This is a genomic window from Xylophilus sp. PBN-3R (assembly GCF_057747805.1).
Genome location: NZ_CM173225.1, coordinates 221,040 through 239,144, shown reverse-complemented (window position 1 = coordinate 239,144; position 18,105 = coordinate 221,040). Strand labels below are relative to the sequence as shown.

The following is an 18,105-nucleotide window of genomic DNA, read 5'->3' as shown; positions in this document are numbered from 1 at the left end:
CATGCTGACCTCGATCTTCTTCGTCGTGATCATGCTGGTGGGTGTGCCCATCGGCCTGTGCCTCTGCCTGTCGGGCATCTTCTACATCTACGCCACCGGCAACCCGGTGCTGCTGCAGTCGTATGCCACCCAGATGTTCGCGGGTGTGGACAGCTACGGCCTGATCGCCATCCCGCTGTTCATCCTCATCGGCGAGGTGATGAACAGCGGTGGCATCACCCGCCGGCTGGTCGACCTGTCGATGGCCTTCGTGGGCTCGGTCAAGGGCGGCCTGGCGTACGTCAACATCCTGGCGAACATGCTGGTGTCTTCCATCATCGGATCGGCCACCGCACAGGTGGCGATCATGTCGCAGGTGATGGTTCCGGAGATGGAAAAGCAGGGCTACGACAAGACCTTCGCCGCCGGCCTGACCGTGTACGGCGGCATGCTCGGCCCGATCATCCCGCCGTCGGTCATGTTCGTGGTCTACAGCGTGCTGGCCCAGGTGGCCGTGGGCGACATGCTGATCGCCGGCATCCTCCCCGGCTTTCTGCTGACTGCGCTCTTCTTCGTGGTCATCGCCTGCATGGGCATGGTCTACAACTATCCGCGCAGCGAGAAACGCACCCTGCGCCAGCGGGCCCATACGGTGCTGGTGTCCAGCCCCACGCTGCTGATTCCCCTGGTCATCGTCGGCTCCATCCTGACCGGCCTGGCCAATCCCACCGAAGCGGCGGCCGTCGGTGCCGTCAGCGCGGTGCTGGTGGGCCGTTATGTCACCCGCGAATTCAGGTTTTCGGACCTCGGCGGGATCATGCTGCGTTCGGCCATCTATTCGGCCATCGTGCTGTTCCTGGTGGCGGCCGCTTCGGTGTTTTCATGGCTGCTGATCTACGGCAAGGTGCCGCAGATGGTGGCCGCGTGGGTGCAGACCGTGGCGCACGACCCGGTCACCTTCCTGCTGCTGGTCAACGTCATATTGCTGGTCATCGGCACCGTCATCGACGGCATTCCGGGGCTGATCATGACCGCACCGATCTTGCTGCCCATCGCCACCGAGGTCTATCACATCGACCCGCGCCACTTCGGCGTGGTGATCGTCATCAACCTGGTGCTCGGGCTCATGACCCCGCCGGTCGGCCTGAGCTTCTTCGTAGCCGCCGCGGTGACCGGCGCCAAGCCCGGAAAGATGTTCATCGTCACCCTTCCCTTCTTCGTCATCAGCTGCGTCGCGCTGGTGATGCTGTCGCTGTTCCCTGGCCTCTCGCTGGGCCTGCTCTGACCGCCGGCTTCGCCCGTTTCCCGTCCTCGCCACCCATCGTTCTTCACGGAGCTTTTTCCATGACCCTGAACCGTCGTCATTTCCTGCAGACCACCGCCGCAACTGCCGCCGCGGCATCGCCGCTGGCCTTCGTCACGCCGTCGCGCGCGGCCGCCGCCAGGGAGCTTCGCCTGGGCATCATCACGCCCGCCGGGCATTCGTGGAACCGGGCCGCGCTGCAGTTCGGCGAGGCGCTGGCCAAGGCCACCGACGGCCGGCTGACGGTCACCGTCTTCCACTCGGGCCAGCTCGGCAACGAGTCGGTGATGATGCAGCAGATGCAGTCAGGCGCCCTCGACATGGGCTGGATCCAGGCGGCCGAACTGGGCTCGCGGGTATCGTCCGTGGCGGCCATCAACGCGCCCTACCTGGTGCGTTCCACGCCGGCCGTCGCCAAACTGGTGAAGACCCCCGCCGCCGTCAGGCTGCTCGACGTCCTGCCGCGCGAAACCGGCTGCGTCGGCCTGGGCTGGGGCATCACCGGCATGCGTATCGTGCTGTCCACCAAGGACATCAAGACACCCAACGACCTGAAGGGCCTGAAGCTGCGCATCAACCCCACGCCGGTGTACCGCGACTTCTACCAATATTTCGGTGCGGCGCCCACGCCCATCCCCACGCCGGGTGTGTTCGACGCCATGACCAACGGCCAGGTCGATGGCCTGGAAGCCGACGTCGAACTGTCGTGGAACCAGCGTTTCGACAAGGTGTCCAAGGTGCTGATGCCGATGAACGCGCTGTTCATGCCCTTCGCACCGCTTTTCTCCGGCCGGGTGTGGGCCACGCTGGACGTCAGGGACCGCGACCTGATCCGCCAGCTGACCGGCCAGGCGCTGGACCTGCAGATCAACGACATCGTGACCACCGAGGCCGGCCTGATCGAGAAGTTCAAGCAGACGCCCATCGTGTTCCGCGACCTGTCGAGCTTCGACACCAAACCCGCCATCGAGGCCTTCGACAAGGCCTGGCTGCCCAAGGCACCGGCCATCGCCGAACTGCGCACCGTCGGCGCCACGCTGTAAACCTGCGTGACCGTCCGGCAGGGGTGCCCGGCCCTGGCCGGATAATCTCCAACTGTCTTCTTTCCACGACTCTCCATGCCCGTAAGCATCGTCAAACGCGAACCCAAACGTCGCGCCGCCGACCTGGCCTACGACAAGATCGAGTCGTACATCTGCAAGCTGCAGATCGAGCCGGGCAGCCCCGTCGTCGAAGCCGAACTGGCCGGACTCACCGGCCTGGGCCGCACCCCCGTGCGCGAGGCCCTGATGCGCATGGTGTCCATCGGCCTGGTGGTGCAGCAGCCCCGGCGCGGCCTGCTGGTATCCAACATCGACGTGGCCGACCACCTCGACGTGATCGAGACCCGCCGGGTGCTGGAACGCCTCATCGCCAGCTATTCGGCACGCCGCGCCAGCCCGGTGCAGCGCAAGGCCCTGGTGGCCTGCGCCCAAAAGATGGTCAAGGCCGCCGAGCGCGGCAACCTCGACGACTACATGGCCGCCGACCAGGACCTCGACCATGTCAACCACCAGGCCTGCAACAACCTCGCCGCCGTCAACGCGGTGGTGCCGCTGACCGTGCAGTGCCGACGTTTCTGGTACGCCTACCAGCACGAGGGAGAGATCGTGCGAGGCGCTGAGGCCCACCTGATCATGGCCGAGAGCATCGCCCGCGGCGACGGCCCCGAGGCGGCCGAGGGCGCCAACCAGCTGATGGACTACCTGACGCTGTTCACCCGCAAGGTGATCGACGCCTGAGCGCCTTCAGGCGACCGCGGCCGGCGCCGCCGCGCTGGTGAAGGCGTCGGCATGGAAAGCATCGGCCGGCAGCCCGCGCTGGCTGCACAGCGTGGAGCGGGCCTCGTCCACCATCGCCGGGGAACCGCAGGCATAGACCGCATAGGCCGACAGGTCCAGGAAATCGGCCATCACCGCGTCGTGGATGCGCCCGGTGCGGCCGCCCCAGGCGTGTTCGGGCGATGCCCGGCTCAGCACCGGACGATAGACCAGCCACGGATGCGCCGCCGCCCAGGCCTTGCAAAGCGCATGGTGATAGAGGTCGGCCGGGGTACGGCCGCCCCAGTAGAGCGTCATCGGCCGCTCGCTGCCGGTGGCGATGGCGTGTTCGACGATGGCTTTCACCGGCGCGAAACCGGTTCCGGTCGCCAGCAGCAGCAGCGGGCTTTCGCCCTCGACCTGCAGCCCGCAGGCGCCGTAAGGGCCTTCCAGACGCAGCACGTCGCGTTCCTTCAGACGCCCGAAGACCTGTTCGGTGAAGGTGCCGCCGGGCCGATGCCGCACATGCAGCTCCAGCACCGGGCCGGCGCCGGGCCGGGCGGCCAGCGAATAGCTGCGGCGCAGGCCGCGGGGCAGCAGCACGTCGACATACTGGCCGGGCTGGAAGGCCAGTTCCTGGCCCTCGGGCGGCTGAAGGAAAAGCACCGCCACGTCGTCTGCCAGGCGTTGCAGCTGTTGCACCCGCACCGGCAGCTTGCGGACCACCTGGCCCTCGGCCAGCACGGTGGCATTCAGGCGCATGTCACATGACGGACGTACCTGGCACAACAGCAGCGGGCTGCCGTCCGCGGTATCGGTTGCCCGGCAACTGCGGCAGCTGCCGGTCTTGCACTGGTGCGGCAGCAGCACGCCCTGGCGCAGCGCGGCGTCGAGGAGGAGTTCTTCTGCGCCGCAGTCGAAGCCCAGGCCGCTGGGCAACAGGTGGATGCGGTGGGTGGCGGTGGTTTCCATGCAGTCAGTCTAGGAACCGCCGCCCGCCGCCGCTATCCGTTTACAGCCGACGGCTGTCCGCTTCTGGATGCCTGGGTCAGAGCGATTCGCTGCCGCTCCAGCGCGCCATCAGCGTGTTCGACGGCAGGGTTTCGTCGAGCAGCTTGTGCGCGGTCTCGGCACCCGCCACCGGCAACCCGGCCGGGTTCAGCATGCCGATCTGCACCAGCACACTTGCCTGGTCCCAGTAGATGTGTTCGTGGCTCAGCTTGTCGCCTATGAAACGGATGACTCCCAGCATGGGAATCGCCACCTTGCGGCCGGTCGGCGCCAGGCCGGGCAGCATCCAGTCGACCTCGGTGCTGTGGGTGAATTCCATGATGAATTCGTCCACGATCTGATTGGCGCCGATGGTGCGCGACAGGGGCTTGATGGCCATGTCCGGCGGGTTGCCGTGCACGAAGTGGTGCTTGTAGAAACGGTAGAGCTGGCGGTAACCCACGCCGCCGGTCATGGTGGGGATGTGGTTGACGTAAGGCTCGGCCACCATGGTCGCCATGGTGTCTTCGACATTGCGGGTGCCGAACTCGTATTCGCAATGTTTTTCCCACAGGGCCGACAGGTCGAACTCGGGGCCGATCTCGCGTTTCAGCGCGGCGATGGTGCGCTGGTGCGCCATCGCCGACGCGAGTTTGTCGAAGTGCGCACCACCGGCGCGCGCGAAGGCATGGTCCACGCCGGGGTAGGTGTAGATCTCCACGCCTTTCATGCCGCCGATGGCGGCGGCGACCTGCGCCCGCGCGTCGGCCGTGCAGTAGTGGTCCAGCTCGGCGAAATGCAGCACCAGCCGGCCCTCGATGTTGACCGCTTCCGGCAGTGCGTTTTCGATGCCCATGCCGTAGTAGCCGACACACACGGCCGCGTCGGTGCGGCAGGCGGCGAAGTAGGCCAGCCGGCCGCCCAGGCAGAAGCCGACCAGGCCCTGGCCCACGGTGGTGTCCACCTCGGGCAGGGTGCGCAGCAGGTTCAGGCAGGCCTGGATGTCCTCGATGCCCTTGTCCAGGTCGAACTTCTGCAGATGGCCGACGGCCTGCTCGAAATCGGCCGGGCCGAAGCCCAGTTCGATGCCGGGTTTCTCGCGCCAGAACAGGTCGGGCACGATGGCCACGTAGCCTTCTTCGGCGTACTGCGCGGCCACTGCGCGCATGTCGGCGTTGACGCCGAAGATCTCCTGGCAGATGACCACGCCGGGGCCACGGCCGGAGGCCGGGAAGGCGATGTGGGCAGAGAAAATTCCGGTGCCATCCAGGGCGGTGACGGTCAAGGTGGAATGCATGGGTTACTGAATTTCTGGGTGGGGTGCGATGGTGGCATGAGACACGGATTCACCAGCTCGCGCTAGCCGGAAATGGCGTCTGCTGGCCAGAAATCGCATCAGGGGATCCGCCGCGCCATCGGCATGCATGTTGCTTGAACCCTTCCACAAAACAGCCCATCGACGAGGCCGATATGAGCGTGTTCCCCACGCCATGGATTTGTCCCGGGTCTACCGCAGCCCGGTGTTCCGCACCACCAGCATCCACGATTTCTGCCGCCAGCTGGGGCACGAGTTGTCGGAGCACCGGTTGCGCTGCGGCGCGGGCGACATCGACTACAGCCTGCACATCGCCCATTCACGCAGGGCCAAGATGATGATCCTGCACTACGGCCCCAAGGTCGAGATCAACTCCGGTGCGTTCGACGATTTCTTCCTGGTGCAGATGCCGCTGCCGGGTTCGGTCGACATCCTGAGCGATGGGCGCCAGCTGACGGCCGAGGCCGGGCAGGCAATCTCATGCAAGCATGCGCCCCAGGCGCAGGAATTTCGTGCCCACCGACTGCGCGATGTCGTCGTCGTGGGTGACCAGCAGCAAGGCGGCGCCGGTTTCGTCCAGCGCGTCCAGCAGCACGGCCACGCCCTGCTGCTGGGTGACCGGGTCGAGCCGGGAGGTCGGTTCGTCGGCGAACAGCAGCGCCGGTCGGGCGGTCAGCACCCGGGCCAGAGCGATGCGTTGCAGTTCGCCGCCGGACACCTGCGCAGGCCGCCGCGCCAGCAGGTCGCCCGCCACGCCGAGCCTGCCCAGCCGGTCTTCCACCGACGACCAGGCCGTGCCGTGCAGCCGTGCGGCATCACGCAGGGCGGTGCCCAGGCTGACCCTGGGCGGAAAGGAAGCGGCGGGGTCCTGGTAGAGCTTCTGGAAGCTGGTGGCCGACACGCCGGCGCTGCGTTTCACCGTGCCCCGATCGAGCGGCAGCAGCCCCAGCAGGGCATTGCCCAGCGAACTTTTGCCGGAGCCGCTGGAACCCTGCACCACCAGCCTGTCGCCGGCAGACAGCTGCAGGTCGATGCCGTCGAACAGCATGTTGTCGCCGAAGCTCCTGCCCAGGCCTTGCGCATCCAGCAGCAGCGAGCCCTGCCTGGGTGCCGTCCGCCGCGGCCAGCGGGCCGGGTCGGCCGCGATCAGCTGCCGGGTGAAGGCATGGACGGGCCGGGCCAGGATGGTGTGGGCGTCGCCCTGCTCCACCACTTCGCCCTGGCGCAGCACCATCAGCTGGCCGCCCAGCGCCTGCGCCACACGCAGGTCGTGCGTGATGACCACGACACAACCGCCGGCCTGCTGCACCGAACGCAGCAGGTCGACGGTGCGGTCGCGCCAGTGGGCGTCCAGGCCCTTGGTGGGTTCGTCGGCCAGCAGGATCCGGGCACCGCCCGCCATGGCGATGCCGGCCGCCGCGCGCTGCGCCATGCCGCCGGAAAGTTGCCAGGGGAACTTGTCGTCCGAACCGGCCAGGCCCGCACCGGCCAGCCCGGCCCGGGCCGCCGCTCCGGCGGCTGCCGCCGGCAGGCCACGCACCAGCCGTCCGGTCTCGGCCCACTGCGGCGCGATGCGCATCAGCGGATCGAGCGCGATGGCCGGCTCCTGCGGCAGCAGCGCCACCGTGCGGCCCCAAAGGGACCGGCGCGCCCGCTGGTCGTCGGCACGGCTGCGGCGGCCTTCCATCACCACCGAACCGCCGGCCTGCAGCGCGTCGGGCAGGCTGCCCATCACCGCCTCGGCCAGCAGCGATTTGCCGGCGCCGCTCTCGCCCAGCAGGGTCAGCGCCTCTCCGGGGCGCAGGGTGAAAGACAGTTCGCGCAGCAGGTGACGCGACCCGATGCGTACGCTGAGGCCTTCGACCGCCAGCAGGGCCGAATCGACGGATGCGGCGCTCATGTTTCTTCTCCGTCGCCGGCCAGCAGCATCATGCCCAGCACCAGCAGCATCAGCAGCGCGACCGGGGCGGCTATCAGCCACGGTGCTTCTTCGTAGTGGGGTAGGAATTCGATCATCATCAAGCCCAGCTCGGGTGTGGGGGGCTGCAGGCCGACGCCCACGAAACCCAGCGCGGCCAGCGCCAGCACGGCCTGTGCGGCGCTGAAGGCCAGCAAGGTGGCCAGCACCGGCGCGAGGGCCGGCAGCAGGTGTCGGCGCAGCAGGTGACCGGACCCGAAACCCAGCAGGCGCGATGCCTGCACCGCATCCCCCGCCAGCACCGGCCGTGCGGCCGCACGGCTGACCCGGAAATATTCGACCCACAGCGAAAGCGACAGGCCGACATACAGCGCCCAGTGCCGGCCCGGTGCCAGAGCGGCGAACAGCAGCACCAGCAGCAGGCCGGGCACCGAAAGCACCGCGTCGGACAGCATGACCAGCGCACGTTCCACACGCCCGCCGCGCCAGGCGGCCGTCACGCCGAGCAGCACGCCGGGCACAGCCGCGGTGAGCGCCGCCAGCAGCGCCAGGCCCAGCGACAGCTGCGCGGCAGCCGCCAGCCGCGCCAGCACGCTGCGGCCCAGCACATCGGTGCCCAGCCAGTACGTGGCACCGGGCGGAGACAGGCTGTCGGCCAGGGTCTGCACCCGCGGATCGATGCCGATCAGCCACGGGCCGAACCACGAGAACAGCGCCACCACCGTCAGCAGCACCAGTCCGGCGCGCCGGCGCAGCGAATGGCGGCGGCGCAGGCGGTGCGTCACTTCCGGAATGTCCAGCACGGCGCTCATGACGAGGCTCCCGTCCGGCGGCGCGGGTCGAGCGCCAGACAGGCCGCATCGACCAGCAGGTTGAACAACACGAACAGCAGGCCCATGCAGAGCGCCGTGCCCTGGATCATCGGTACGTCGCGGCCGAACACCGCATGCACCAGCGCGTGGCCGATGCCGGGCCAGGCGAACAGGGTTTCGACCACCACGGCGCCTTCGACCAGGAACACCGCATGCACGCCCAGGTAGGCGATCACCGGCACCGCCGCCTGCCGCAAACCGTGCCTCAGCAGCGCCTGCCGGTCGGTCAGCCCCTTGATGCGGGCGAATTCGAACGAAGGCGAGGCCGCCGCATCGCGCATGGCCGCACGGGTGACCCGCGCCAGCCCGGCAGCCAGGCCCAGGCCCAGCGTGAGCGCCGGCAGCAGCACGCTGCCGTGGTGGTCGTCGCCAGCCACCGGCACCATGTCCAGCTGCACTGCCAGCAACACCATCAGCAGCACTGCCAGCAGGAAGGGTGGCATGGCGCGCAGCAGCACCGCCAGGGCGAGCGTGGCGCGGTCGACCCAGCCACCGATGTGCAGGCCCGACCACACACCCAGCGGCAGGCCGACCGCCGCCGCGACCAGCAGCGAGGCGACCGACAGTTCGAGTGTCGTGCCCAGCTGGTGCAGCACCTCGGCCCAGACCGTGTTGCCGGAGACCACCGACAGGCCCAGGTCCAGCCGGGCGATCTCGCCCCACCAATGCAGCAGCGCCAGCCACAGCGGCCGGTCGAGTCCCAGTTCGAGCCGTACCGCGTCGGCGGCGGCGTTGTTGACGAGGTCGTAACCGTAACGACCGGCGGCGATGCGGGTCGCCATGTCGCCGGGCAGCGAACGCGCCATGAAAAAACACAGGGTGCCGACCAGGAAGGCCAGCGCCACGATCTGGAAAGCCCGCTGCAGCAGCAGCGTGGTCCAGGCGGAACTTGAGGATTTCATGCTTGCCACGCCATGCGGGTCAGTCGATAGGAACGTTCGAGCGGGTCCAGCTGCACGCCCATCAGGCGCGGGCTGACCGCCACCTGCTGGCGGTACCAGGCGACGGGGATGATGGGCAGTTCGTCCTGCAGCACACGGGCGACCTGGCTGCGCCGGGCCAGCATGCGGTCGGCGCCGGCCGTGCCGTGCGCCAGTTCGGTCAGCGCCTGTTGCAGCGCCGGGCTGGACCAGCCCATCGCACCCCAGTCGCCGCCCCCGGGGCCGAAGTCCTGCAGCAGCGTGCCGGTGGGGTCGGGCACGGTGGCGTAGTTGCGGGCGATGAGGGCGAGTTCCAGGCTGCCGTCGCGGTGGCCCAGCGGCACGTCGCCCGAATTGCCGACGGCCACCTGCACCGCGATGCCGACCTGCCGGAACTGCTCCTGGAGGGCCGACGCCAGGACGGGCAGTTCGGGCCGGTCGACGAAGGTGCGCATGACCAGGCGCAGCGGACGGCCCCGGTCATCGTGCAGGCCGTCCGGGCCGTGTTTCCAGCCGGCCTCGGCCAGCAGGTGCACCGCCTTTGCGGGGTCATGAACCAGCGGCGGCAGGCTCGGGTCATGCCAGCCCTTCAGGGTGGGCGGGAACAGCTGGCCGGCCGCCAGCTCCGGGTCGCGCAGCAGGGCCCTGGCGATGCCGGCACGGTCGATGGCCAGGCTGAGCGCACGGCGCACCCGCACATCCTTCATGGCCGGATGGCCGGCGTTCAGCTTGAGGGCGGCGGTGCGCGGCAGGGTCGCCACCTCGATGTGCGCCGAGGCCCGTTTCTTCAGCCGCGTCATGCTGACCGGGTCGATGGCCCAGGCCAGGTCGGCCTGGCCGCTCTCGGCCATCAGGGCGCGGGTCTCGGCCCGGCTGACCGTCAGGTAACGCACCCGCCGGACAGCCGGAAGCGGACCGTCGTAACCATCGAAAACCACCGTCTCCACCGACTGCGGCGGGGCCAGCGTCTCGATGCGGTAAGGCCCGCTGCCGATGACGCGCCGCACCTTGCCACCGGGTTCGTAGCTCGAAGGCGCCAGCACCATGGTGCTGCTGTGCGCCAGCAACGACGGCAGGCCGGCGTAAGCTGACCCGAGCCTGAAAACCACCGTGCCGTCGCCCTCGGCCTCCACCGCCTGGATGGGTGCGATGCTGAGCAGCGAAGGTGCCACGCGGGCGGTCTGCAGGCAGCGCACCGCCGCCGCTGCGGTGACGGGCGTGCCGTCGTGAAAACGGGCTTTCGGCCGCAGGAAGAAACGCCATACCAGGCCGTCCGCCGACACGGCCCAGCGCTCGGCCAGGGCCGCCTCGGGCGTGCCGTCGTCGGCGGCGCCCATCAGCGTTTCGGTCACCTGCAGTCGCGTGAACATGTAGCCGCTGTTGGCCGGCGCCAGGCCGGTGATCTCCCAGGAACCGACGATCTGCAGCGGCCGGGGTTCGGCGGCCGGGGGCTGCGCGGCAACCCGCAGCGAGCCGGTCGCCAGCCCGGCCACGGCGGCCTGCAGCGCATGGCGGCGGGAGATGGGGAAACGTCGTCCGGAGCGATCGGTCAGGGTCATTTCAGGCATCGGTCAGAACTGCGCCCGCAGCCCGGCGGTGACCAGCCGGGCGGTGCCCGGGGCCACCCACACCCGGCTGTAGGAGCTGGCGTAATAGGTCTGGTTGAACAGGTTGTCCACGTCGAATGTCAGGCGCACCTTGGGCGACACCTGCCACCACGCCACCAGCTTGGCCGTGGTGTAGCCCGGCAGCTCGAAGGCCGGTGTGCCGGCATTGGCCTCGGCCTGGGTGCGCGCGGCCCCCAGGCGTTTGCCGACATGGGTGACGCCGCCGCCGAAGCTGTAGCGCCGGCCGTCGGCCAGGGCGTTTTCATACAGCGCCAGCAGGCTGCCGTTGACACGCGGCGCGTTCAGCAGGCGGCCGCCGACCTGCAGCGTGTTGTCGCGGGCGACGGTCACGTCGGTGTATGCCAGCGCGGCGTTGATGCGCCAGTGACGGCCGACCTGGCCGGACAGGTCCAACTCGGCACCCCGGCTCTTGACTTCACCCGCAGCGGCCGAGAAGCCCGGGTTGGCCGGGTCACCTGTCACCACGTTCTGTTTGCGGATGTCGAACAACGCGGCGTTGGCACCCAGCGTCTTTTCGGCGTTTTCCCACTTGGCACCCAATTCCATCGCCCGGCCGGTCTCGGGGTCGAAACCGTTGCCCGCCGCGTCGGTTCCGCTGTTGGGGCGGAATGACTTGCCGGCGTTGGCATACACCGTCCACTGGTCGGTCGGCAGCCAGCTCAGGCCGATGCGTGGCGAAGTGGAAGATGGCTCCTGGTGTGTGCTGCCGCTGGTTCGGCGGTTGAGCAGCGTCTGTTCGTACCGGTCCAGCCGCAGGCCGGCCATCAGCCGCCATTGCGGCGACAGCTTCAGCACGTCCTGCACGTAGAAGGCGGTGTTGCGCTGCAGTTCGCGGGTGTTGGTGTTGAGCGGCGGGTCGGGCTGCGCCTGGCCGTAGACCGGGTGGTAGATGTCGATGCCGTAAGGCGCGGCCGCCGTAGGGTTGGCCCGCAGCAGATAGGTGTTGAGCTTGAAGCGGTAGCTCTCCAGGCCGAACAGCAGTTCATGTTCGATGCCGCCGGTTTTCAGTTTGCCCTGCAGTTCGGCCTGGATCGCGGTGTCGTCCGAACCGTAGTCGCGATAGCGCCGCTGGCGGGTCAGCAGGCCGCCGGCCTGCAACGCGGTGGCTTCGGTCGAGAACCCCTTGATGGAAGCCTCGCGCTGCGACAGCGACACCCGGCTGCGCCAGTCGGCGTTCCAGTCATGCGACAGGATGAACTGGTGGCTCTGGTTGAGCGCGGTGGCGTCGCCGTCGGCGGGCTCGCCCAGAAAACGGCTGACGGGCAGCGCGCCCAGCTGGTTGTTGACGGCCACCACACCACGGTCGAACGGGGCCGAGTGGCGCAGGTATTCACCGGCATATTCCAGCGCCGTGTCGCGGTTGATCTTCCAGGTGAACGCCGGGGCCGCCACCTCGCGTTCGGAGCCTGTGTAGTCGCGGAAACCATTGCGTTTCTCGGCCGCCAGGTTCAGGCGGTACGCGAAGTTGTCGCTGACCGGCCCGCTCAGATCGACCGACGCACGCCGCAGGCCCTGGTTGCCGCCCTGCACCTGCACCGACCTGTAGTTGGCCCACAACGGGCGTTTGGAAACGATGTTGAGGGTGCCGCCGGGTTCGCTGCTCCCGTACAGGGCTGCGGCCGGTCCTTTGAGGAACTCGACCCTTTCCACACCGGCCAGGTCGCGCGGAGCGTTGTAGCCACGGGCGGCGGCGAAGCCGTTGAGCAGCATGTTCATGCCCGTGTCTTCATTGCCCGGCAGACCGCGGATGGCGATGGCGTCCGTCAGCCCGCCGACGGTGTTCTGCCGGCTGACACCGCTGGCGTAGTCGAGCACTTCGTCAAGCCGCGTGGCGCCGAGGTCGTCGATGGCCTGGCGGTTGAGAACCTTGACCGCCTGTGGCAGTTCGCGCTGCGGGAGTTCGGTCTTGGCGCCGGAGATTTCTTCGGCGTGGTACGCCGGAGTGTCTGCGTTTGCCTTGACGTGGACGGTGGAGAGTTCGGTTTGCGCCTGAAGCGGTGAAGCGCAGAAAGCCGCCGCCAGTGCGATGGGAACGCGGGCAGACGGCCGCTTGTTCTCGGAAGGGAATTTCATGGAATGCCAGACAGGAACGCTCCGCCGGGGCGGTGTTCAGCGGCCCGGCCGGAGAGAGGTATTTTTGAAAACGGAGCGGTCGTTCTGCGACCGCGCCACCACGGGTGGTGGGGCTTTCAGCTGCTGGCGGGCGGGTCCCGGGAGGCGAAACGCCAACGGCCGGAGGACACGATGAACGCCGTCTTGCGTGGGGTTGCAGGCAACCCGCGGGTCTCGGGCGTCGCCGCTGCGGTGTTCTGAGCGGGTGTCGCGAGTGCTGCGACGGAGCTGGCCAGGCACCAGGCACAGGGTGCGTCGGCTTCCTGTGCGGGCGGCTCGCCGCCTTCGTTTTCCGGATGCTGCGCCATGGCGGCCTGCCGGATGACGTCGGCCAGCTGACGGAGGTGCGCGGCTTCGTGCAGTGGCGTGCCTGCCGACCCGGTGAAGAACACCGCGATCAAGAGGAGCCTTAGCAGGAAGGGACGGAGCTTCACTTAATGTTGTATGAGGTTTCTATTTTTATTCTTACATACGTTCGTGACAGTTCTGTGAGGTTGTTTTACCCCCAACGCCCGCCGATGTTCTTCAGGAGAATATTGACCGCCACCAACCGCCGATTGGAAACATCCAGAACCGAGCGCTGCGCCGACAGGACAGACGCCTGCGCCGTGACCACGTTCAGGTACGAAACGATTCCCGCCCGGTATTGATTGTTGGCAACCTCGAGCGCCTTGCGAGACGCAACCAGGGCCTGCTGCTGGACCACCAGTTCGTCCTGCAGCACCGCAGCGGCGACCAGATTGTCTTCAACCTCCTGCAAGGCGGTAATCACCGCCTGCCGGTAGACAGCCGCCGCCTGATCGCGGGCAAAGGTGGCCGAATCCACAGCCGCCCGCCGCGCTCCGTTGTCGAAGGCGGTCAAGGCCAACGCCGGCCCGATGGACCAGAAAAGGTTGGGCGCACTCACGATGTCGTTGACCGTGGAACTGCGATACCCGACCGCAGAAGACAAGGTCAGCGCCGGAAAGAAGGCGGCCTTCGCTACACCGATCTGCGCATTGGCCGCCGCCACCCGCCGCTCGGCCGCCGCAATGTCCGGCCGGCGCTGCAGCAGCGTGGCAGGCAGGGAAACAGGCACGGCCGGCGCGTCCGGCAGGACGCCCGTCACCGCAAGAGAAAACGCCGACGGAACCCGCCCCAGCAAGGCTGCCAACGCATGCTCCAGCTGCGCCCGGCTGGCCACCTGTTCCAGCCGCTGCGCCCGGGTGGAATACAGCTGCGACTCGGCCTGCGCCACGTCCGCCGCACTCGCCACTCCCGCCCGATACCGGTTGCGGGTCAGGTCCAGTGACCGTTGGTAGGCCGTCAGGTTCTCGTCCAGCACCGCCAGCTGGGCGTCCGCCGCCCGCACTGCGAAATACGTCTGCGCCACGCTGGCCTGCAGGGACAGCCGGGCCGCGGCAAGGTCGTCCACGCTGGCCTGCGCCCGGGCGGCCGCCACATCGACCGCAGACGACAACCGGCCCCACAGGTCGAGTTCCCAACTGGCGCTGGCCTGCAGGGTGTAGAGGTTGCGCGGCCGGCTGGCCGTGCTGCCGACCACGTTGCCGTTGGCATCCACCGTGCCGCTGGACGCACCGCCGGTCTTGCTGCGTGTGCCGCCTGCGTTCAGGCCCAGCGTTGGCAGCAGGGGCGCTCGGCTGGTGTCCAGCGCGGCCTGTGCGACCCGCAGCTGCGCGATGGTCGAGGCCAGGGTCTGGTTGCCGGCGACCGCCTCGTCCTGCAGCCGGTTCAGCTCGGGATCGTTGAACAGCGTCCACCAGGCCTCGGGCACCGCCGCCGGGTCGGGCACCGCTGCCGGGTCGGCTTGCCGCCAAATGCCGGTTTCCTTGTAGTTGGCCGGCATGTCGACGGGTGGCACGACATAGGTCGGCGCCATCTTGCAGCCGGCCAGCAGCAAGGCGGCTGCCAGCAGCACGGCGCAGCGATGGACAGGAAGGTGGCGGTGCTCAGACGGCATCTGGCGCATTCGGTGTTTCCTCAGGGGGGCGGCTCTGCCGCATCAGGCGCGGCAGGCGTGCGGCGCTGCCCTTGACGCGCCGGGCAAGGCGGTCGAGCAGCACAAAAACCACCGGCGTGGTGTAAAGGGTGAGCAGCTGACTCAGCACCAGGCCGCCGACGATGGCGATGCCCAGCGGCTTGCGCAGTTCGGCACCGTCGCCGTGGCCCAGCGCCAACGGCAAGGCGCCGAACAGCGCGGCGATGGTGGTCATCAAAATGGGCCGCAGCCGCAGGTGGGCGGCGCGGAAGATCGCCTGCGGCGCGTTCATGCCGGCAGCCTGCCGCACGATGGCGAAGTCGATCATCATGATGGCGTTCTTCTTGACGATGCCGATCAGCAGAATGATGCCGATGAGCGCGATCAGCGAGAACTCGATGCCGAACAGCATCAGCGCCAGCAGCGCACCCACGCCCGCCGACGGCAGTGTCGACAGGATGGTGATCGGGTGCACCAGGTTCTCGTACAGCACACCCAGCACCAGGTAGATGGCGACCAGCGCAGCCAGTATCAGCAACGGCTGGCTCGACAACGAATCCTTGAAGGCACCCGCCGTGCCGCCGAAGCTGCCGCGGATCGCCACCGGCACGCCCAGTTCGGCGACCGCACTGGTCACCGCATCGGATGCGGCCGAAAGCGTTCCGCCCTCCGGCAGGTTGAAACTGATGGTGCTGGCCGGTGTGCCCCGGTCGTGGCTGACCGACAGCGGCGTATTGGTCAGCTCCAGCCGTGCAAAGGCCGACAGCGGAATCTGCTGGCCGACGTTGTTGATGAAGAAGAAGCCGCGCAGCGTCTCCGGGCTCTGCAGGAAACGCGGCGCCGCCTCCATCACCACCCGGTACTGGTTGAGCGGGTTGTAGATCACACCGACCTGCTTCTGCCCGAAGGCATCGCCCAGCGTGGCGTCGACCACCCGCACCGACAGCCCCAGGCGCGCGATGGCGTCGCGGTCCAGCACCAGCGAGGTCTGCAGGCCGTTGTCCTGCTGGTCGCTGCTGACGTCGGTGATTTCGGGAAGCGCCGAAAGCACCGCGCGGATGCGCGGCTCCCAGGTGCGCAGCTCCTCGTTGCTGTCGGCCTGAAGGGTGTATTCATAGGCCGCGTTGGAGCCACGCGCGCCGATGCGGATGTCCTGCTGGGCGCTCATGAAGGAGCGCGCACCGGGTTCGTGCGCCAGCTTCTCGCGCAAACGCGTCAGCACCTGTTCGGCGTTTTCGGTGCGCTCCGAAAGCGGCTTCAGGGTCATGAACATATAGGCGGTATTGCGCTGCCCGCCACCGGTGAAACCGGCCACGTGCGCCACCGCCGGATCGTCCTTCACCACCGTCATGAAACGCTGCAGCCGCTGCTGCATGGCCTGGAACGAAGTGGCCTGGTCGGCGCGGATGAAACCGTTCAGCCGGCCGGTGTCCTGCTGCGGGAAGAAGCCTTTCTCGATGACACCGTAGAGGTAGACGTTGAGCCCGATCACCGCCGCCAGCGCCAGCAGCGTGACCGGCTGGTGGCGCAGGCTCCAGGCCAGCGAACGGCGATAGGTGCGGCCGGTCGCCAACTGCAGGCGATGGGTGAAGGCAGCCCAGCCGCGGGCCAGCCGGCCGGGCGGCCGACGCGCTGTCGGCGGGTGGCGCAGCAGCGTGGCGCACATCATGGGTGTGGTGGTCAACGACACCACCATCGACACCAGGATGGCCGATGTCAGCACCACCGCGAACTCGCGGAACAGCCGGCCGACGATGCCGCCCATCAGCAGGATGGGAATGAACACCGCTATCAGCGACAGGCTGATGGACACCACGGTGAAGCCGATCTCGCGCGCGCCGTCGAGCGCGGCCTGCAGCGCGCTCTTGCCGCGCTCCATGTGGCGGGTGATGTTCTCCAGCACTACGATGGCGTCGTCGACCACGAAACCGGTGGCGACCGTCAGCGCCATCAGCGACAGGTTGTCCAGCGTGTACCCGCAGAGGTACATCACGCCGAAAGTGCCGGCCAGCGACACCGGCACCGCCACGCTGGGGATGAGCGCGGCGCGGCGATCGCGCAGGAACAAAAACACCACCAGCACCACCAGGCCGACCGCGATGGCCAGCGCGCTTTCCACCTCCTGCAGCGAGGCGCGCAGCGTGGGAATGCGGTCGCTGACAACGGTGAGATCGATGGCCTGCGGGATCGACGCCTGCAACCGCGGCAGCATCGCCTTGATCTCGCCGACGGCGCGGATGATGTTGGCGTTGGGCTGTTTGTAGACCTGCAGCAGGATGGACGGCTGGCCGTCGGTGGCGCCGTAGTTCTGCACGTCCTGCACCGAGTCGACCACCTCGGCGACGTCCTGCAGCCGGACCGCATTGCCGTTCTGGTAACGGATGACCAGCGGCGCGTATTCCGATGCGCTGCGGGCCTGGTCATTGGTGCCGACCTGCCAATAGCGCTCGCCCTTCTCGACCGAACCCAGGGGCCGGTTGGCGTTGGTGTTGGTGATGGCGGAGCGGACGTCTTCCAGGGCGATGCCATTGGCTGCGAGCCGGGTCGGATCCAGTTCGACCCGCACGGCGGGCAATGCGCCGCCGGCGATCTGCACGTTGCCCACGCCTTCGACCTGGGCGATGCTTTGCGACAGCACGGTCGAGGCGGCGTCGTACATCTGGCCGCGCGTCATGGTCTTCGACGTGAGCGCGAGGATCAGGATCGGAGTGTCGGCCGGGTTGGCTTTCCGGTAGGTCGGATTGCTGGGCATGCCGGTGGGCAGCAGGGCCCTGGCTGCGTTGATGGCGGCCTGCACGTCTCTTGCCGCACCGTCGATGTCGCGGTCCAGGTCGAACTGGAGGTTGACCCGGGTGTTGCCCAGGGAAGAGCTCGAGGTCATTTCGTTGACCCCTGCGATGGCGCCCAGGGCTCTTTCCAGCGGGGTCGCCACGGTTGCCGCCATCGTGTCGGGGCTGGCGCCGGGCAGGCTGGCCGAGACGGTTATCGCCGGGTAGTCGACCTGGGGTAGCGGGGCGACCGGCAGGAGCAGGAAGGCTATGACGCCGGCCATGGCGATGCCCAGCGTGAGCAGGGTGGTGGCTATGGGGCGTCTGATGAAGGGTTCTGACAGGTTCACCGACGCTCTCCCTGGGCGGAGGGCGCCGTTCTGCTCGTCCTGCTCTTCGCTTCGCTCGGTCTGACCGACCACCGCCGTACGGTTTGTTGGCAATTCAGCTTGGCGCCAGAACATGCACCTGGGTGGATGCGCCCGCCACGCCTGGCCGGCGGCCTGACCGTCGCACGCTCTGC

General features: G+C 68.2%; 13 protein-coding genes and 1 pseudogene. 4 read left to right on the top strand and 10 right to left on the bottom strand.

Going from position 1 to position 18,105, the window contains the following annotated elements:
* The first annotated feature begins 1 nt into the window (after position 1).
* The 3 genes from AC3ANW_RS01150 to AC3ANW_RS01140 all read left to right on the top strand — a co-directional run bounded on the left by AC3ANW_RS01150 (position 2) and on the right by AC3ANW_RS01140 (position 3,063).
* Positions 2-1,264 carry a TRAP transporter large permease gene (locus AC3ANW_RS01150; protein ID WP_488343381.1) on the top strand — a complete coding sequence of 421 codons (1,263 nt, stop codon included), beginning with the start codon at positions 2-4 and terminating at the stop codon, positions 1,262-1,264.
* A gap of 59 nt (positions 1,265-1,323) precedes the next feature.
* Positions 1,324-2,325: a TRAP transporter substrate-binding protein gene (locus AC3ANW_RS01145; RefSeq protein ID WP_488343380.1), complete on the top strand. Its 1,002-nt coding sequence runs from the start codon at positions 1,324-1,326 to the stop codon at positions 2,323-2,325.
* 75 nt (positions 2,326-2,400) lie between these two features.
* The gene (locus AC3ANW_RS01140; protein ID WP_488343379.1) at positions 2,401-3,063 is read left to right on the top strand and encodes a GntR family transcriptional regulator; all 663 of its coding nucleotides are present in this window, start codon (positions 2,401-2,403) and stop codon (positions 3,061-3,063) included.
* A 6-nt stretch (positions 3,064-3,069) separates the two neighbouring features.
* Here AC3ANW_RS01140 and AC3ANW_RS01135 read toward each other — a convergent pair whose 3' ends face one another.
* Both AC3ANW_RS01135 and AC3ANW_RS01130 read right to left on the bottom strand, forming a co-directional pair.
* Positions 3,070-4,053: an FAD-binding oxidoreductase gene (locus AC3ANW_RS01135; protein ID WP_488343378.1), complete on the bottom strand. Its 984-nt coding sequence runs from the start codon at positions 4,051-4,053 to the stop codon at positions 3,070-3,072.
* A 76-nt stretch (positions 4,054-4,129) separates the two neighbouring features.
* On the bottom strand, positions 4,130-5,368 hold the full coding sequence (locus AC3ANW_RS01130; protein WP_488343377.1) for a dienelactone hydrolase family protein: 1,239 nt from the start codon (positions 5,366-5,368) through the stop codon (positions 4,130-4,132).
* Between the two features lie 127 nt (positions 5,369-5,495).
* Between AC3ANW_RS01130 and AC3ANW_RS01125 the strand changes: the two are divergent.
* Positions 5,496-5,804: pseudogene (locus AC3ANW_RS01125) on the top strand (AraC-like ligand-binding domain-containing protein); the annotation flags it as partial.
* Positions 5,805-5,864: 60 nt separating this feature from the next.
* Here AC3ANW_RS01125 and AC3ANW_RS01120 read toward each other — a convergent pair.
* From AC3ANW_RS01120 to AC3ANW_RS01085, 8 genes are all read right to left on the bottom strand, one after another.
* Positions 5,865-7,286, bottom strand: coding sequence for an ABC transporter ATP-binding protein (locus AC3ANW_RS01120; RefSeq protein WP_488343376.1), 1,422 nt, complete (start codon positions 7,284-7,286; stop codon positions 5,865-5,867).
* A complete protein-coding gene (locus tag AC3ANW_RS01115) occupies positions 7,283-8,116 on the bottom strand; it encodes an ABC transporter permease (protein WP_488343375.1) in 834 nt (277 codons plus the stop codon). The genes AC3ANW_RS01120 and AC3ANW_RS01115 overlap by 4 nt, the downstream gene beginning before the upstream one ends.
* Positions 8,113-9,078: an ABC transporter permease gene (locus AC3ANW_RS01110; protein ID WP_488343374.1), complete on the bottom strand. Its 966-nt coding sequence runs from the start codon at positions 9,076-9,078 to the stop codon at positions 8,113-8,115. The genes AC3ANW_RS01115 and AC3ANW_RS01110 overlap by 4 nt, the downstream gene beginning before the upstream one ends.
* On the bottom strand, positions 9,075-10,655 hold the full coding sequence (locus tag AC3ANW_RS01105) for an ABC transporter substrate-binding protein (RefSeq protein WP_488343373.1): 1,581 nt from the start codon (positions 10,653-10,655) through the stop codon (positions 9,075-9,077). The genes AC3ANW_RS01110 and AC3ANW_RS01105 overlap by 4 nt, the downstream gene beginning before the upstream one ends.
* Before the next feature lie 12 nt (positions 10,656-10,667).
* On the bottom strand, positions 10,668-12,797 hold the full coding sequence (locus AC3ANW_RS01100; protein WP_488343372.1) for a TonB-dependent siderophore receptor: 2,130 nt from the start codon (positions 12,795-12,797) through the stop codon (positions 10,668-10,670).
* Positions 12,798-12,913: 116 nt separating this feature from the next.
* The gene (locus AC3ANW_RS01095) at positions 12,914-13,270 is read right to left on the bottom strand and encodes a DUF2946 family protein (protein ID WP_488343371.1); all 357 of its coding nucleotides are present in this window, start codon (positions 13,268-13,270) and stop codon (positions 12,914-12,916) included.
* 65 nt (positions 13,271-13,335) lie between these two features.
* Positions 13,336-14,805, bottom strand: coding sequence for an efflux transporter outer membrane subunit (locus AC3ANW_RS01090; protein WP_488343370.1), 1,470 nt, complete (start codon positions 14,803-14,805; stop codon positions 13,336-13,338).
* Positions 14,786-17,932 carry a multidrug efflux RND transporter permease subunit gene (locus AC3ANW_RS01085; protein WP_488343369.1) on the bottom strand — a complete coding sequence of 1,049 codons (3,147 nt, stop codon included), beginning with the start codon at positions 17,930-17,932 and terminating at the stop codon, positions 14,786-14,788. Before AC3ANW_RS01085 ends, AC3ANW_RS01090 begins: the two co-directional genes overlap by 20 nt.
* Positions 17,933-18,105: the final 173 nt, after the last annotated feature.

Coding starts and splice junctions, on each gene's coding strand:
- AC3ANW_RS01140 (WP_488343379.1), top strand. CDS start 2,401: ATGCCCGTAAGCATCGTCAAACGCGAACCCAAACGTCGCGCCGCCGAC.
- AC3ANW_RS01135 (WP_488343378.1), bottom strand. CDS start 4,053: ATGGAAACCACCGCCACCCACCGCATCCACCTGTTGCCCAGCGGCCTG.
- AC3ANW_RS01130 (WP_488343377.1), bottom strand. CDS start 5,368: ATGCATTCCACCTTGACCGTCACCGCCCTGGATGGCACCGGAATTTTC.
- AC3ANW_RS01110 (WP_488343374.1), bottom strand. CDS start 9,078: ATGAAATCCTCAAGTTCCGCCTGGACCACGCTGCTGCTGCAGCGGGCT.
- AC3ANW_RS01120 (WP_488343376.1), bottom strand. CDS start 7,286: ATGAGCGCCGCATCCGTCGATTCGGCCCTGCTGGCGGTCGAAGGCCTC.
- AC3ANW_RS01100 (WP_488343372.1), bottom strand. CDS start 12,797: ATGAAATTCCCTTCCGAGAACAAGCGGCCGTCTGCCCGCGTTCCCATC.
- AC3ANW_RS01090 (WP_488343370.1), bottom strand. CDS start 14,805: ATGCGCCAGATGCCGTCTGAGCACCGCCACCTTCCTGTCCATCGCTGC.
- AC3ANW_RS01150 (WP_488343381.1), top strand. CDS start 2: ATGCTGACCTCGATCTTCTTCGTCGTGATCATGCTGGTGGGTGTGCCC.
- AC3ANW_RS01145 (WP_488343380.1), top strand. CDS start 1,324: ATGACCCTGAACCGTCGTCATTTCCTGCAGACCACCGCCGCAACTGCC.
- AC3ANW_RS01115 (WP_488343375.1), bottom strand. CDS start 8,116: ATGAGCGCCGTGCTGGACATTCCGGAAGTGACGCACCGCCTGCGCCGC.
- AC3ANW_RS01105 (WP_488343373.1), bottom strand. CDS start 10,655: ATGACCCTGACCGATCGCTCCGGACGACGTTTCCCCATCTCCCGCCGC.